The organism is Lutibacter aestuarii (genome assembly GCF_042676885.1).
Lineage (GTDB): Bacteria > Bacteroidota > Bacteroidia > Flavobacteriales > Flavobacteriaceae > Lutibacter > Lutibacter aestuarii.
The window spans coordinates 519343-534425 of the sequence record NZ_JBHTIC010000006.1 but is presented as its reverse complement, the minus strand read 5'-3'; the positions used below and the strand labels follow the sequence as shown (position 1 = coordinate 534425).

The 15083-nt window shown below is 30.3% G+C and carries 16 protein-coding genes and 1 tRNA gene; 5 read left to right on the top strand and 12 right to left on the bottom strand.

Annotation, left to right across the window (positions count from 1 at the left end; all coding sequences use genetic code 11):
- The 3 genes from ACFQZW_RS07155 to ACFQZW_RS07145 form a co-directional block, all read right to left on the bottom strand.
- Positions 1 to 257, bottom strand: a 257-nt coding sequence (locus ACFQZW_RS07155) for a hypothetical protein (RefSeq protein ID WP_386782033.1), incomplete at its 3' end; no start/stop codon positions are given.
- 125 nt (positions 258 to 382) lie between these two features.
- Positions 383 to 1270, bottom strand: coding sequence for a phage integrase SAM-like domain-containing protein (locus ACFQZW_RS07150; RefSeq protein WP_386782031.1), 888 nt, complete (start codon positions 1268 to 1270; stop codon positions 383 to 385).
- A 161-nt stretch (positions 1271 to 1431) separates the two neighbouring features.
- Positions 1432 to 1504, bottom strand: a tRNA-Met gene (locus ACFQZW_RS07145).
- Positions 1505 to 1601: 97 nt separating this feature from the next.
- Between ACFQZW_RS07145 and era the strand changes: the two genes are divergently transcribed.
- Entirely contained in the window at positions 1602 to 2483 is an 882-nt protein-coding gene (gene era, locus ACFQZW_RS07140) for a GTPase Era (RefSeq protein ID WP_386782029.1), read from the top strand.
- A 3-nt stretch (positions 2484 to 2486) separates the two neighbouring features.
- Here the strand turns inward: era and ACFQZW_RS07135 are convergent, their stop codons facing one another.
- Positions 2487 to 2990: a GTP-binding protein gene (locus tag ACFQZW_RS07135; RefSeq protein WP_298265509.1), complete on the bottom strand. Its 504-nt coding sequence runs from the start codon at positions 2988 to 2990 to the stop codon at positions 2487 to 2489.
- A 120-nt stretch (positions 2991 to 3110) separates the two neighbouring features.
- Here ACFQZW_RS07135 and der point away from each other — a divergent pair, with 120 nt between their 5' ends.
- From der to cydB, 3 genes are all read left to right on the top strand, one after another.
- Positions 3111 to 4412 (top strand): ribosome biogenesis GTPase Der, encoded by a 1302-nt coding sequence (gene der, locus ACFQZW_RS07130; RefSeq protein WP_372800929.1) that lies wholly within the window; start codon positions 3111 to 3113, stop codon positions 4410 to 4412.
- An 86-nt stretch (positions 4413 to 4498) separates the two neighbouring features.
- Positions 4499 to 5833 carry a cytochrome ubiquinol oxidase subunit I gene (locus ACFQZW_RS07125; RefSeq protein ID WP_386782026.1) on the top strand — a complete coding sequence of 445 codons (1335 nt, stop codon included), beginning with the start codon at positions 4499 to 4501 and terminating at the stop codon, positions 5831 to 5833.
- A 2-nt stretch (positions 5834 to 5835) separates the two neighbouring features.
- Complete coding sequence (gene cydB, locus ACFQZW_RS07120; RefSeq protein WP_372800931.1) at positions 5836 to 6912, top strand: cytochrome d ubiquinol oxidase subunit II; 1077 nt, start codon at positions 5836 to 5838, stop codon at positions 6910 to 6912.
- A gap of 9 nt (positions 6913 to 6921) precedes the next feature.
- Here cydB and ACFQZW_RS07115 read toward each other — a convergent pair whose 3' ends face one another.
- The 8 genes from ACFQZW_RS07115 to ACFQZW_RS07080 form a co-directional block, all read right to left on the bottom strand.
- Positions 6922 to 7383 carry a DUF1569 domain-containing protein gene (locus ACFQZW_RS07115; RefSeq protein ID WP_386782024.1) on the bottom strand — a complete coding sequence of 154 codons (462 nt, stop codon included), beginning with the start codon at positions 7381 to 7383 and terminating at the stop codon, positions 6922 to 6924.
- 71 nt (positions 7384 to 7454) lie between these two features.
- Positions 7455 to 7985 carry a hypothetical protein gene (locus ACFQZW_RS07110; protein ID WP_298265500.1) on the bottom strand — a complete coding sequence of 177 codons (531 nt, stop codon included), beginning with the start codon at positions 7983 to 7985 and terminating at the stop codon, positions 7455 to 7457.
- Between the two features lie 48 nt (positions 7986 to 8033).
- Positions 8034 to 8999 (bottom strand): MBL fold metallo-hydrolase, encoded by a 966-nt coding sequence (locus tag ACFQZW_RS07105; RefSeq protein ID WP_298265499.1) that lies wholly within the window; start codon positions 8997 to 8999, stop codon positions 8034 to 8036.
- A 16-nt stretch (positions 9000 to 9015) separates the two neighbouring features.
- Positions 9016 to 9831, bottom strand: a complete 816-nt coding sequence (locus tag ACFQZW_RS07100; protein ID WP_298284750.1) for a TPM domain-containing protein — start codon at positions 9829 to 9831, stop codon at positions 9016 to 9018.
- Positions 9832 to 10269, bottom strand: coding sequence for a TPM domain-containing protein (locus tag ACFQZW_RS07095; protein WP_298265496.1), 438 nt, complete (start codon positions 10267 to 10269; stop codon positions 9832 to 9834).
- Positions 10269 to 10877 (bottom strand): LemA family protein, encoded by a 609-nt coding sequence (locus ACFQZW_RS07090; protein WP_298265495.1) that lies wholly within the window; start codon positions 10875 to 10877, stop codon positions 10269 to 10271. The genes ACFQZW_RS07095 and ACFQZW_RS07090 overlap by 1 nt, the downstream gene beginning before the upstream one ends.
- Positions 10878 to 10953: 76 nt before the next feature.
- Positions 10954 to 11286 carry a MerR family transcriptional regulator gene (locus ACFQZW_RS07085; RefSeq protein ID WP_298265493.1) on the bottom strand — a complete coding sequence of 111 codons (333 nt, stop codon included), beginning with the start codon at positions 11284 to 11286 and terminating at the stop codon, positions 10954 to 10956.
- Positions 11286 to 12257: a M23 family metallopeptidase gene (locus tag ACFQZW_RS07080; protein ID WP_386782018.1), complete on the bottom strand. Its 972-nt coding sequence runs from the start codon at positions 12255 to 12257 to the stop codon at positions 11286 to 11288. The genes ACFQZW_RS07085 and ACFQZW_RS07080 overlap by 1 nt, the downstream gene beginning before the upstream one ends.
- Before the next feature lie 196 nt (positions 12258 to 12453).
- Here ACFQZW_RS07080 and alaS point away from each other — a divergent pair, with 196 nt between their 5' ends.
- Positions 12454 to 15066: an alanine--tRNA ligase gene (gene alaS, locus ACFQZW_RS07075; RefSeq protein ID WP_386782016.1), complete on the top strand. Its 2613-nt coding sequence runs from the start codon at positions 12454 to 12456 to the stop codon at positions 15064 to 15066.
- The last annotated feature ends 17 nt before the right edge of the window (positions 15067 to 15083 follow it).

The window sequence follows — 15083 nt, the reverse complement described above, 5'->3', positions numbered from 1 at the left end:
GCGGTATCAAAAGTAAACTTTGGATTTTCATCGGTAGAACTAAAACTAGTACCCTCAGCAGACCATTGATATGAAGTTGCATGCAGGCTTTTATTAGTAAAACTAACTTCTTCATTGACCATAGGATTAGTAGGAGTAAATGAAAACTCTGCTGTTGGCGGTTCCCCGTCATCTTTGGAACAACCTACAGTAAATAAAAGTAGGATAAAAGAAAAAAAGACTCCTTTTAGTATGGTTAAAAAATGTTGTGATTTCATAATAAAAATGATTTTAATTAGAAAAATGATGGATAATTTTTTTTAGATAAAAGTAATTTTTAAGATTTGTAAAATCTATACGGCATTTATCCTATTTTTTTAAATAAGATCATTTCGTTTTTTAACTAATAATTACAGATATCTTTTTGTGTTTTCTCCTTAATCATTTCAATCCATAACTCACCATCAAAACCATTTACAATATGATGCTTTTTAAGATTTTTTATTTCATTATAGGCTAAACCAGTGTAGCAAGAAAATACAAACCAATCTTTCACTTGTTGTAATCTAAGCTGTGTAAACTGATAATCTTCCAGTATTTGTAATTCCTCTACAGACAAAAAAACTATGTTTGTAATAACCTTTTCTGGTTTGTATAATATGAATGGGTCAGTTACTAAATATTCTTCAGCTAATGCAAGTTTAATTATTTTACGTAACCTTTGAATGTTCTTATTAATAGTAATTTGTTTCTGATTCTTTTCAGATTTCAAATAAAAATCAAAATCATTTATAAACTTCAATTTTAAATCAGACAGTAAAATATCATGCTTTTTATACTGAAACTTTAGAAATGAAAAAACGTGTTTCTTAGCTTCAATAAATTTATTGTAAGTACTTTTTGCATAACTAACTCCAATCAACTTTTCCATTCGTGAATTATGTAATTCAAACACTTCCATTAAAGTTTTATTATCAGTTGTATTTTCACCTTTATATTGTAGAAAAATATCATTTACATCAAAGTTTTGTTTGTTAATTTGAAGCAATAAAAAAGCCTGATTTAGATTATTTGTTATCAGGCTTAATTGTGTGTTCAAAAGTTTATTTTCTTCTTTAGGAATAGCTAATTGTCTTTTACTACCCCATAAATTTGGATTTATAAATAATCCTATAGAAAATTCTCTTCGTTTTTGCAAAAATGTAATTCTACATCTAATAGGGCATTTCCCCTGTTTATTTAATCTAGCTTTTTGTAGAATAAACAAAATAGTTAACTTACTTATTTCCATATTTATATATTCTTAAAAATGGTACACCTGAGAAGAAAATTGGTACACCTAATTGTATGCCTTTTTTTAAAGAAATTGTAAATATTTTAAAAAGTAACATAACTTAAAACCTTGACATTAAGGCATAAAAAAAGCCTCACAATTATGTGAAGCTTACTTAGTAGCGGGGACTGGACTCGAACCAGCGACCTTCGGGTTATGAGCCCGACGAGCTACCTACTGCTCTACCCCGCGATTTGGACTGCAAAGATATAACCTTTTTTTAAAAAAACAATAAGTTTTTTCCAATTAAAATAATTTAAGAGTACCTTTGCAGCCTTAAACATTGGAAATGAAGCATAAAGCAGGTTTTGTAAATATTATTGGTAATCCAAACGTGGGTAAATCAACATTAATGAATGCTTTTGTTGGTGAAAAACTCTCTATTATTACCTCAAAAGCACAAACTACTCGTCATCGAATTTTAGGAATTGTTAACGGAGACGATTTTCAAATTTTATTTTCGGACACTCCAGGCATTATAAAACCAGCTTATGAATTACAATCTTCCATGATGGATTTTGTGAAATCAGCTTTTGAAGATGCCGATATTTTAATTTATATGGTTGAAATTGGTGAAAAAGAACTTAAAGACGAAGCCTTTTTTAATAAAATAACCAATTCTAAAATACCAGTTCTTTTATTGTTAAATAAAATTGATAAATCTTCACAAGAAGAAGTTGAAGAAAAAATATTGTATTGGAAAGAAAAAGTACCTAACGCAGAAATTTTTATCATATCAGCACTTGAAAACTTTAATGTAGAAAGTGTTTTTAATAGAATTGTTGAATTACTGCCGGAATCTCCTCCATTTTACCCAAAAGATCAGTTAACTGATAAGCCTGAACGTTTTTTTATCAATGAAGCTATTCGTGAAAAAATTCTACTTCATTACAAAAAAGAAATCCCTTACGCTGTAGAAGTAGAAACCGAAGAATTTATTGAAAGTGATAAAATTATTAGAATCCGTTCAGTTATCATGGTTGAACGTGAAACTCAAAAAGGAATTATTATTGGTCATAAAGGAACGGCTTTAAAACGAGTTGGGACAGAAGCTAGAAAAGATTTAGAAAAATTTTTCAATAAAAAAATTCATTTAGAATTGTACGTAAAAGTGAATAAAAATTGGAGAAATGATAAACGCCAGTTACGCAGATTTGGATACAATGAATAATTGCTATTTTTTTAAAACACTCATCATAAACTCATAAAGTTCACCCATTTGTTGATGTCCTGCTTTTTTACCTATTCTGCCTAAAAAATACATCAAAATCCACAAAGCTGGAAGAAGAACAACCATGAATAAAGCAACAGCATAATCTTCTTTAAGCGTCCACTTTACGTATGTCATTATTAAAAATCCAATAAATGCAACTGCTACAGCAAAGTGAAAAAACATAAACAATGTCCAAACCTGAGGCTTAGGTCCAAAAAGTCCTTTTACAATTGACCTATGCTCATCCACTTCTTCAATTTCAATATTTAATTGTGGAGACCAAAAATGATTCTCTTTAACAGAAACATCAATAACAATATGATTTCCAACAACTTTACAACAATACCTACAATCTTTATCCTTTATAGCATCCTTAAACTTGGAAAGTAAATTTTGAACATTTTCATTAAATTCCATCTTAAATCTAGGGCGTAAATGAATATCGCTGTTTTTCTTTTCGTTCATTGAAGTTGATTTTTTTAGTATCGAAATATACTATTTTTTAACAAATGTCTAATTTTGAATTAGTAATACATAAAATGCATCAATAAAATTGCGTAGTTTTGCAAAAAATTAAAGAACTCTATGAGTAATATAGTAGCCATTGTAGGAAGACCAAATGTTGGGAAATCAACCTTATTTAATCGTTTAATTAAAAAACGTGAAGCAATTGTTGATTCAGTTAGTGGTGTAACTCGTGATAGACATTACGGAAAAAGTGACTGGAATGGTAAAGAATTTTCAGTAATTGATACTGGTGGATATACCGTTGGTTCTGACGATATTTTTGAAGGAGAAATAAGAAAGCAAGTTCAATTAGCAATTGAAGAAGCAGATATTATTGTTTTTGTTGTTGATGTTGAAGAAGGTATTACACCCATGGATACGGAAGTTGCCAACCTTTTACGCAAAGTAAAAAAACCTATTTTTATGGCAATTAACAAAGTTGATAATGCTATGCGTGAAGCTGATGCTGTTGAATTTTACAACCTTGGCTTAGGCGACCATTATACTATTTCGTCAATTAATGGAAGTGGTACTGGCGAATTACTGGATGCACTAGCTGAAAAATTAGAAGACGCTCCAGAACAAGAAAATGAATTACCAAGATTTGCCGTTGTTGGACGTCCAAATGCAGGAAAATCATCATTTATCAATGCTTTAATTGGCGAAGACAGAAATATAGTTACCAATATTGCAGGTACTACACGCGATTCTATTGACACTAAATACAATCGTTTTGGTTTTGATTTTAATTTAATTGATACCGCTGGTATTAGAAAAAAATCTAAAGTAAAAGAAGATCTAGAATTCTATTCTGTAATGCGTGCAGTTAGATCTATTGAGTTTTGTGATGTTGCTATTTTAGTGATTGATGCTACTCGTGGATTTGAAGGACAAGATGAAAACATCTTTTGGTTAGCTGAAAAAAACAAAAAAGGAGTGGTTATTTTAATCAATAAATGGGATTTAGTTGAAAAAGAAACCAATACTATGCGCGATTTTGAAGCTCAAATTAGAAGAGAAATAGCTCCATTTACAGATGTGCCTATAATTTTTATTAGCGCCTTAACCAAACAACGTATATTTAAAGCTATTGAAACTGCTGTAGAAGTTTTTGAAAACAGAAAAAAACGCATTCCAACAAGTAAATTAAATGAAACGATGTTGGATATTTTAAAACAAAATCCACCTCCTGCTTATAAAGGGAAGTTTGTAAAAATTAAATTTTGTACACAATTACCAACACCAACTCCTCAATTTGTATTTTTCTGTAATTTACCACAATATGTTAGAGATCCATACAAGCGTTATGTTGAAAATAAACTACGAGAAATATTTGATTTTAAAGGAGTTCCAATTGTAATTTATTTTAGAAAAAAATAAAATTTTAGGCTACTAAATTAACATTCATTCTATAAAATAATCTGTAAATTTGAAATGGTTTTTAACCTATTCTAAATACTACAATTATGGATGACGCCCTTTTATATGGTAGATTGCAATTTGCTTTTACAATAACTTATCATTATTTATTCCCTCAGCTTACTATGGGGTTGGCTTTAATCATTGTAATTTTTAAAGGATTACATTTAAAAACCAACAAACCCTTATATAATAATGCTGCCAAATTTTGGGCTAAAATATTTGCTATTAACTTTGGAATGGGGGTGGTTACAGGAATTCCTATGGAGTTTCAATTTGGAACTAATTGGGCTCAATTTTCTGAACGTACGGGAAATATTATTGGACAAACTTTGGCAATGGAAGGAATGTTCTCCTTCTTTTTAGAATCCTCTTTTCTTGGGTTATTTTTGTTTGGAGAAAAGCTTTTAGGTAAAAAATTACACTTTTTAACTGCTTTTTTAATATTTATTGGTTCTTGGGCAAGCGGATACCTAATTATTGCTACCCATTCGTGGATGCAAAATCCTGTTGGTCATGAAATTTTAGCCAATGGAAAATTTGTATTGAAAAATTTTTCTGATTTATTTAGCAATCCTTGGTTACTACCTTCATTTTTTCACAATCAAATGGCTTCATTAATAACCACCTCATTTGTAATTGCTGGTGTTGGTGCCTTTTATATGTTAAATAATAAACATACAGAATACGCTCATTTATTTTTAAAAACAGCCATTATTACTGGAGTAATTTCTACTTTATCAGTTGCATTTCCAACTGGAGATTTATTAGCTAAACAAGTTGCTTTAAAACAACCTGTAACTTTAGCAGCCATGGAAGGCTTATTTGATTCTGAAGAAGGGGCTCCAATTGTACTAATCGGACAGCCTAATATGAAAGAGCAACGTTTAGATAATAAAATTGAAGTTCCGAAAGTACTTAGCTTTCTTACCTATCAAAGGTGGAATGCTGAAATAAAAGGGTTAAACGATTTTCCAAAAGAAGAGTGGCCTACCAACATACCTGGATTGTATTACTCCTACCATATAATGGTGGGTTTAGGAACTATTTTTATAGGAATTATGCTTCTAGGCTTATGGTTTTTATGGAAGAAAAGATTAGCACTAAAGCGCTGGTTTTTATGGGTACTCTTATTTTCAATTCCATTTCCATATATTGCCAATACTGCTGGTTGGTATACTTCTGAATTAGGAAGACAACCTTATTTAGTTTACGGATTGTTAAAAACAGCCGATGGCATTTCAGAAAATGTATCATCTGGAAATACCCTATTTACACTTCTTGGTTTTATAGGTTTGTATTTAGTTTTAGGTTTTATCATGTTAATATTAGCAGGTAAAATTGTATATGCTGGTCCAAAATCAACTTTAAAATCACACTAATTATGGAATTAACTTGGTATCTTATTTTATGCTTTATGTTTGTAATGTATATAGTGTTAGATGGTTTTGATTTTGGCGCTGGTATTATACATTTGTTTTTTGCAAAAACTGAAAAAGAAAAAAAACAAGTAATGCGTGCTATTGGTCCGTTTTGGGACGGAAATGAGGTTTGGCTTGTTGCTGCTGGTGGAGTATTATTTGCCTCTTTCCCCACCCTATATGCATCAGCTTTTAGTGGGTTTTATTTACCTTTAATTATGATTTTATGGTTATTTATTTTTAGAGCCCTAGGAATTGAATTTACTCATTTAATAAATCATGAACTTTGGATCAAACCTTGGCAAAAAGGCTTTGGTATTTCAAGTTTGTTGTTGGCTTTATTTTTTGGTATTGCCTTTGGAAACATAATAAGAGGTGTTAACCTAGGTGGGGTGGAAAATGGGATGGCTCAATTTAAACATAAATATTCTTTTTTTACACCTTTATGGGACGGTAGCTTTTCTCCATTTGCAGAACGACCAGGGGTAATTGATTGGTTTACTATTACTATTGGTTTAGTAGCTGTATTAACACTAACCATACATGGAGCCAACTGGATAATTTTAAAAACGGAAGGAGAATTTGTAAAAAAATTACAAGATAAAATTTTACCGCTATGGATTGCTTTATTCGTTTTTATCATTATTTCATTAATTGCGTTTGTAACAATGAAATCATTTCATAAGGAACTATTTACCCAGCATCCGAGTATGTATTTATTACCATTATTAACATTCATCGGTTTCATTGGAATGTTACTATTTAGAAAAAGCACCAAAAATTGGTTAGGATTTGCTTCATCAACTTTATTTATTATAAGTGGTATTGGCAGTGCAGTTGCTAGTTTATTTCCAGTAGTTATTCCAAGCACCAATACTATTGTTGAATCTTTAACCATCTACAATACATCATCTGAAACTTACGGTTTAAAAGTAGGATTAATTTGGTGGATAATTGCTTTTACTTTAGTGTTGATTTATTTCACCTTTGTTCATAAAGTTTATAAAGGTAAGTTAACCGAAAAACACGATCATCATTAGCATAAAAATTTAGTCATTGTTTTTTAAAATATCATTTACAATTTTTAAATGATGATTGGTATGAATTTCTAAAAAGCGAAGACTCTTTTTTAAAGATAGCATTCCAAAATATGGATGAGAAAAATAATTTTTTGTTGGTAGTTTTTTCATATCAGTTAAATTATTTTTCGCTAAAATTAATTGTTCTTCAACTGTTTCTTTTATAATATTATCAGTTGAAACAACTTGCTTTGGGGCTTTTGCCTTTCCTCTTGGAATATTTCCAGTTAAAAAAACATAACTCTTTATAAAGCTATGTGTTGGTTTTATTTTTGTTGATTTCACTATTTTTAAATCATCACAAACACTGTTTATTACTTTTAATGAATGGTCTAAGTGCCAAGCTATACCAGCTTTAGAAACTTTATGATTTCCAATTTCTAAAAAAGGTAGTAACTTTTCAAGTTCTAAAATACTTTTATCAATACTCATAAAATTTGTTTTTTTAGGTTTGTAGTTTTATAAAAGTAGTTGAATTAAACTTAATAACTTATTTTTTAAATTTAAGCTTTATTTCTTCTATTATAATACCCTAAAATAAAGCCTAACACTACACTCCAAACTGCTGCCAACCCTATTTGATATGGTTTATCTAACATAAAAGTTATTGTATGTGCTGGAATCCAAAACCAAACTAAAGAGAACATTCCTTTATCAATATTTTTCCAATTGTTTTGCTGTGCTATTAAATTATCTAAAAAACGATGAAGAATAACCAACAATAAACCAAATTGTAAATTCATAGTAACCGAAACAGTAAAAGCCCTTCCAAAAACACCTAGTTCTGGCACTAAATTATGTGATATCAAACTGTCTACAAACCCTTGAAAACCTACAAATGCATATTTTATAGTTATGGCTAAAAAAGCCCACTCTAACATTTTAAAAAAAATTATATGCCATTTGTAAGGAAGGAAAATTACCTTACTTTGCATCCATTTAGAAAAAACATCACCTAAAGTTCCCAAAAGTGCAAACTGAATCATTGCACTGTAAATTGGATATTCTTTTACTAAATCAACATACCAATTCATTACTTTGCATTTAATTTTTAGATTCTAAAAATACAAAGTAAAAAAGACTTAAAAGGGGTTAATTACCATATTTTGTTTTGCTATTAAAAACCCATTTTGAATCACTTTTTGTTGTGCTTCACTCCCATCAATTAACAAAGGGTTTGTATGATTGAAATGAATAAAATAAATCTTCTTTTTATCTGAAGATGATAAATTTTTGAACAAACTCATACTTTCTTCTACAAAAGGATGAGGTATTTCACTCATAGGTCTTCCTTTTATTTCTCCATCTTTAAAAAAAGTAGCATCTAGTAATGCAATATCAACTTCTTTAACCAAGCTTGTAATATCAGCTTCCCAAGTATTCCACTTATCAATATCAGGTATAAATAATATTTTTTTATTGTTTAAATGAATTACAAATCCAACTGTTTCAGAATATTCATCTCTATGCGGTACTTGTAATGGTGTTACCGAAATTCTTTTATTTAAATTAATTGTAGAATCCCTGCGCAAACTTTTTAATTCAATATTTTTTAGGTTTACCAGCTGACTCCAAGGGCCATTATTGCTTAGGTAATTTTTCATTTTTGGCATTGCATAAACAGGCATCCTTTTGGCATTTATAACTTCTCTTCCTAAATGCATTAAACCTGTATAATGTCCTATATGCGCATGGGTTAAAAAAATACCATTTGGTAAGTTTGTTTCTTTGCTTAAATGGGTGGAAAGCAATTTTAGCTGCTTCGGAAAATCTGGTGTAGCATCAAAAATCCAGTTTTCATTTGAAATAGGATCTATTAACGCAATTGAAGAAACTAGCCTGCTATTTTCAGGGTTTTTATAAACACGTTTACAGCATTCTTTCTCACAACCCGCTTGTGGATACCCTGCATCTTGTGCATTTCCTAAAACTAAAATATAAGGATTTACAATTTTAGTTTTTGCAATTTTAAAAGGTTCATTTTTACAAGAAAGAACTAAAACGGAAATTCCGAATATTAAAAATATTTTAGTAAAAAAACGAAGCATTATTTATTATATAAAATTACCAACTACCACCAGATCCACCGCCACTAAAGCCTCCGCCACCAAAACCACCTCCGAATCCGCCACTGCCAAAACCACCACTTGAGCCACTTCCAAATCCTCCACCACCAAAACCACCTCTACCTACTCGGCTTAAAATAATTGCTTCTAAAATATCAGATGCTGTTGAATCTCTTCTAAAACCTCTTCCTCCACCACCTCCTTTATTTTTCTTTGAAAAAGCAATTAGTAAAATAATAAATATGATAAAAATAATTACAAACCCAGGTATTCCTTTACTTTCACTTTTGCTACTTTTGTTATTTTTGTAACTACCTTTTAACACTTCAAAAATAGCATCAGAACCTTTGTCTAAACCAGTGTAAAAATCTCCTTTTTTAAACTCAGGAATAATAATATTTCTGGTAATTTCACCACCAATACCAGCAGTTAATAAATGCTCAACACCATAGCCAGCAGAAATCCATATTTTTCGTTCTTTATTTGCTAATAAAATAAAAACTCCATTGTCTTCTTTTTCTTGACCAATTCCCCAATTATGTGCCCATTTTGGTGTTAAAATTCCAATATCTTCTCCTTGAATTGTTTCAACAGTAGCTATTACAATTTGTGTTGATGTGGAATCTGAATACCTAATTAATTTATTTTCTAAGGCTTTCTTTTGAGAATTTGATAATAAATTCGCATAATCATATACACTCGTTTGAAGTTTTGGCTTTTGAGGAATTGTAAACTGACCAAACGCAACTTGAGCAAATAAAAGACTTAAAAGTAAGATATTGAATTTACTTTGTATGTTTTTTAATATCTCCATTTATCCTTTTGAAATTTCGTCTGATAATTCATTTGTATCATTTGAAAGGTGTGGAAAGAATTCTTTTAATTTAGCTCCAGCTTCTAAAATAGCAAGCTCTAATCCTTTTACAAATTCTCCTTTTTTAAAATGCTTTAATATTAATTCTTTTTCTGTTTCCCAAAAATTTTCTGGCACTTTGGCATTGATTCCTTCATCTCCAAGAATTGCAAATTTTTTACTTTCTACAGCAATATAAATTAGCACCCCATTTCTTAACTCCGTTATATCCATTTTTAAAAAATGAAAAACCTCTAATGCCCTTTCCATAGGAGATTTGTCAGTCTCTTTTTCTATATGAACACGGATTTCTCCAGACGTATTATTTTCTGCTATTTTAATAGCTTCAATAATTGTTTTTTCTTCTTGTTGCGTTAAAAAATCTTCTACTTTAGACATTATTCTTTTTTTCCGAAATCAAAATTTACATCAGGAGCTTTTTCTAGACCAGGCTCAGCATCAAAATAAGGTTTTCCTTCAAAATCAAAAAAGCCTGCTAAAATATTATTTGGAAATGTTTTAACATGATTATTAAAAGGTTTTATTGCTTCGTTAAAACGTGTTCTAGCCGTTAAAATTTGATTTTCAGTACTTGCCAATTCATCTTGTAATTTTAAAAAGTTTTGATTAGCCTTTAAATCTGGATAACGTTCAACAGTAACTAATAAACTTTTTAAAGCGCCACTTAAACCACCTTGAACTTGATTAAATTGTGCTAATTGCTCCGGAGTAATATTAGCGGGATCAATACTCATTGAAGTTGCTTTTGCTCTGGCTTCTATTACAGATGTTAAAGTTTCTTTTTCAAAATCTGCTGCTCCTTGAACCGTTTTTACCAAGTTTCCTATTAAGTCTCCTCTACGTTGATAAGCTGTTTGTACATTTCCCCAACTTTCAGATACATTTTCATTTAACTGTATTCCTTTATTGTAAAATCCTTTTACCCAGCTATAGCCACCAAAAGCTAGCAATGCAATTATGATTACTGGTATAAGCCACTTTTTCATTTGTTTAGTTTTTTAGATTGTTAATATATTTGATTAGTTGTTTTAAATGCAATCTTGTTACAAATCAACTTGATTTTTATGAAATTTGTTCTTTTATTTTAATCAATTCAGCTTTGATATTTTCTAAACGAATTATAATTTCATGATTACTTTTAATGCTTTTTGGGTTTTCTTTCATTTTACTTTTAGCTCCTTCTAAGGTAAACCCTTTTTCTTTAACCAAGTGATAAATCAATTTCAAGTTTTTTATATCATCTTGCGTAAATAATCGATTTCCTTTTTTATTCTTTTTAGGCTTAAGTATGTCAAACTCCTTTTCCCAAAATCGTATATGAGAAGTTTTAAGGTCAAAAGCTTTAGCAACTTCACCTATTTTATAATATCTTTTTTCAGGTAAATCTACAAACATTAATCAAGAGATTGTCCTTCAATTTGAGCAGCTTTTTGCATCGCTTCAAACTCTTCAGGAGATAAATTACCGTAGTAAAAATTAATTGGATTTATTCTATTTCCATTTTTAAAAATTTCATAATGTAAATGCGGAGCTTGAGATCGACCAGTATTACCTACAAAGCCTATTAAATCTCCTCTTTTTACTTTCTGTCCTTTTCTAACATTATAATTACTTAAATGGGCATATAATGATACATAGCCAAAACCATGGTCTATTCTAATGTGTTTTCCATACCCTGCGGATGTTTGATCTGCTCTAACAATAACACCATCACCTGTTGCATAAACTGGAGTTCCACGTGGTGCTGTAAAATCCATACCCCAATGTTTTTTTCGCGCTTTTGTAAAAGGGTCAGTACGCCAACCATATCCAGATGCCATTCTTGTTAAATCTTTATTTTCAACAGGCTGTATCGCTGGTATTGCGGCTAATAATTTTTCTTTATCTTCTGCTAGTTTTACAATTTCATCTAAGGATTTTGATTGCACATATAATTGTTTCGATAAAATATCCATGTTTTTGGTAACATCAATTATCATTTCAGAATTGTTAAACCCTTCAAGTGCCTTATATCTATTTACCCCTCCAAAACCTGCCTTTCTTTGTTCATCAGGAATTGGATTTACTTCAAAATACAATCTATAAATATTGTTATCTCTTTCTTGAATTTCAGCTAAAACTTTTCCAAGTTGTTCTATTTTTTTACTATGTAACTCTTCATTTAGCTTTACAAATTCCAACTCTCTTTTTAGTTCTTTCTCTTTTGGCGACTCAAATACAGGTGTAAAAACTACAAAACCCAATATCATAAAAATAAAAGCTGCTAAAACCATGAGCATAAAAGTTCTGAATTTTTCTCGTTTTCGCACCTTGATCTTTTGATAAGAAAGAGTATCAGGATCGTAATAATATTTTACCTTCGCCATTGTTTAGAAATTATGTTATTTTTGCACCATAAACGTCATTTTATTTTCTAATATTGTGATGCTTAATTAACAAAATTACAAAATGTTTTACAAAAGGAGTAAAACGCATATTTTTTAGCATATAATTAACAACTAATTTAGTTTAAAGAACTTTTAAAAAATAAGTTAGTTGTTCTATAAAAAAGAGGATTTATAAATGAAATCACAACAAATACGTAAGCAATTTTTAGATTTTTTTGCATCAAAAAAACATACAATTGTACCTTCTTCACCAATGGTGCTTAAAAACGACCCAACTTTAATGTTTACCAATGCTGGGATGGTTCCTTTTAAAGAATATTTTTTAGGTCAAAAAACTGTGGTTGACAAACGTATTGCCGATACGCAAAAATGTTTACGTGTATCAGGAAAACATAACGATTTAGAAGAAGTTGGCAAAGACACCTACCATCATACAATGTTTGAAATGCTTGGAAATTGGAGTTTTGGCGACTATTTTAAAAAAGAAGCTATTGCTTGGGCTTGGGAGCTATTGACCGAAGTTTATAAAATTGACAAAGACTGTTTGTATGTAACTGTTTTTGAAGGTGCAGAAGATGATAATTTAGCTTACGACCAAGAAGCTTTTGATTTTTGGAAACAATACATTGATGAAGATCGGATTATTAACGGAAATAAAAAAGATAATTTTTGGGAAATGGGATCACAAGGACCTTGTGGCCCATGTTCTGAAATTCATGTAGATATTAGATCTGCTGAAGAAAAAGCAAAAGTAGCTGGAAAAAGTTTAGTAAACCAAGATCACCCTCAAGTAGTAGAAATTTGGAATCTAGTATTTATGGAATTTAACCGTAAAGCTGATGGTTCTCTAGAAAAACTACCTGCTCAACATGTAGATACAGGAATGGGGTTTGAGCGTTTATGCATGGTGCTTCAAAACAAACAATCTAATTACGATACCGATGTATTTACCCCTCTAATTAGAGAAATTGAAACAATCACAGACAATGAATATGGTACAAATGAAAAGATTGATATTGCAATTAGAGTAATTGCTGATCACGTAAGAGCTGTGGCTTTTGCCATAGCCGATGGACAATTACCTTCTAACACCGGGGCAGGTTATGTTATTAGACGAATTTTAAGAAGAGCTATTCGTTATGGATTTACTTTTTTAAATACCAAAGAACCTTTTATTTATAAATTAGTAACTACCTTAAGCAAACAAATGGGAGAAAATTTCTCTGAACTTAAGGCTCAAAAACAGCTAATTACAAACGTTATAAAAGAAGAAGAAAATTCTTTTTTAAGAACTTTAGATCAAGGGTTAGTACTATTAGATGGTATTATAAAAAATACCCATGGAAAAGAGGTTTCTGGAAAAAAAGCCTTTGAATTATTTGACACTTACGGCTTTCCAATTGATTTAACAGCGCTTATTCTTTCTGAAAAAGGAATGACTTTAAATGAAGAAGAGTTCTCAACTGAATTAGAAAAACAAAAAAGTAGATCTAGAGCGGCAGCAGTTGTTGAGACAGATGATTGGGTTATTTTAGATGATGACCCTGAAGAGGAGTTTATAGGGTATGATACTTTAGAAGCTAAAGTAAAAATAACTCGTTATCGTAAAGTTTCTTCAAAAAAAGAAGGTAATTTATACCAATTGGTATTTAATATGACTCCTTTTTATCCAGAAGGTGGAGGACAAGTTGGAGACAAAGGATATATTGAAGTTAGCAATGGTAACGTAATTTATATTGTTGATACTAAAAAAGAGAACAACCTAATCATTCATTTTGCTAAAAGTTTACCTAAAGATACTTCTCAAATACTAAAAGTTGCTGTTGATGAAAAACAACGATTTAGAACAGCTTGTAACCATTCTGCAACCCATTTATTACATCAGGCCCTTAGAGAAGTTTTAGGAGAACATGTAGAGCAAAAAGGATCAGCTGTACATTCAAAAAACTTACGCTTTGACTTTTCTCATTTCGCAAAGCTAACCGTTGATGAATTACGCGATGTTGAAGATTTTGTAAATGCAAGAATTGATAGTAAAATTCCATTAAAAGAATTTAGAAACATTCCTATGGAAACCGCCAAAGAAAAAGGAGCAATGGCCTTATTTGGAGAAAAATATGGAGATACAGTTCGTGCTATTCAATTTGGACAATCAGTAGAACTTTGTGGGGGAACACATGTACAAAACACTAGTGATATCTGGCATTTTAAAATCACTTCAGAAAGTGCAATTGCAGCAGGTGTTAGACGTATAGAAGCAATTACAAGTGACGCTACAAAAGATTTTTATTTTGAAAATAATAGAGCTTTTTTCGAAATAAAAGATATTTTAAAAAATCCTAAAAATCCACTTAAAGCTATTTTAGATTTACAGGAAGAAAATACAGTTCTAAAAAAACAAATTGAAACTTTGTTAAAAGACAAAGCTAAAAATTTAAAAAGTGATTTAATTCAAGAAGTTAAACCTATAAATGGTATAAACTTTTTAGCAAAAAAATTAGATTTAGACCAAAACAATGTTAAAGATTTAGCTTTTGATTTAGGAAATGCCACTGATAATTTATTTTTAGTGGTTGGTACTGAAAAAGATGGGAAAGCATTTTTAACTTGTTTTATCTCAAAAAACTTAGTGGAAGAAAAACAGCTAAATGCTGGATTAGTGGTGAGAGAGCTAGGTAAGCTAATTCAAGGTGGTGGTGGTGGACAACCATTTTATGCTACTGCTGGTGGTAAAAATCCTGCTGGAATTGAAAACGCTTTAAAAGAAGCTGAAAAATTTATTTTATAATGTTGTTTTAGCAAAAC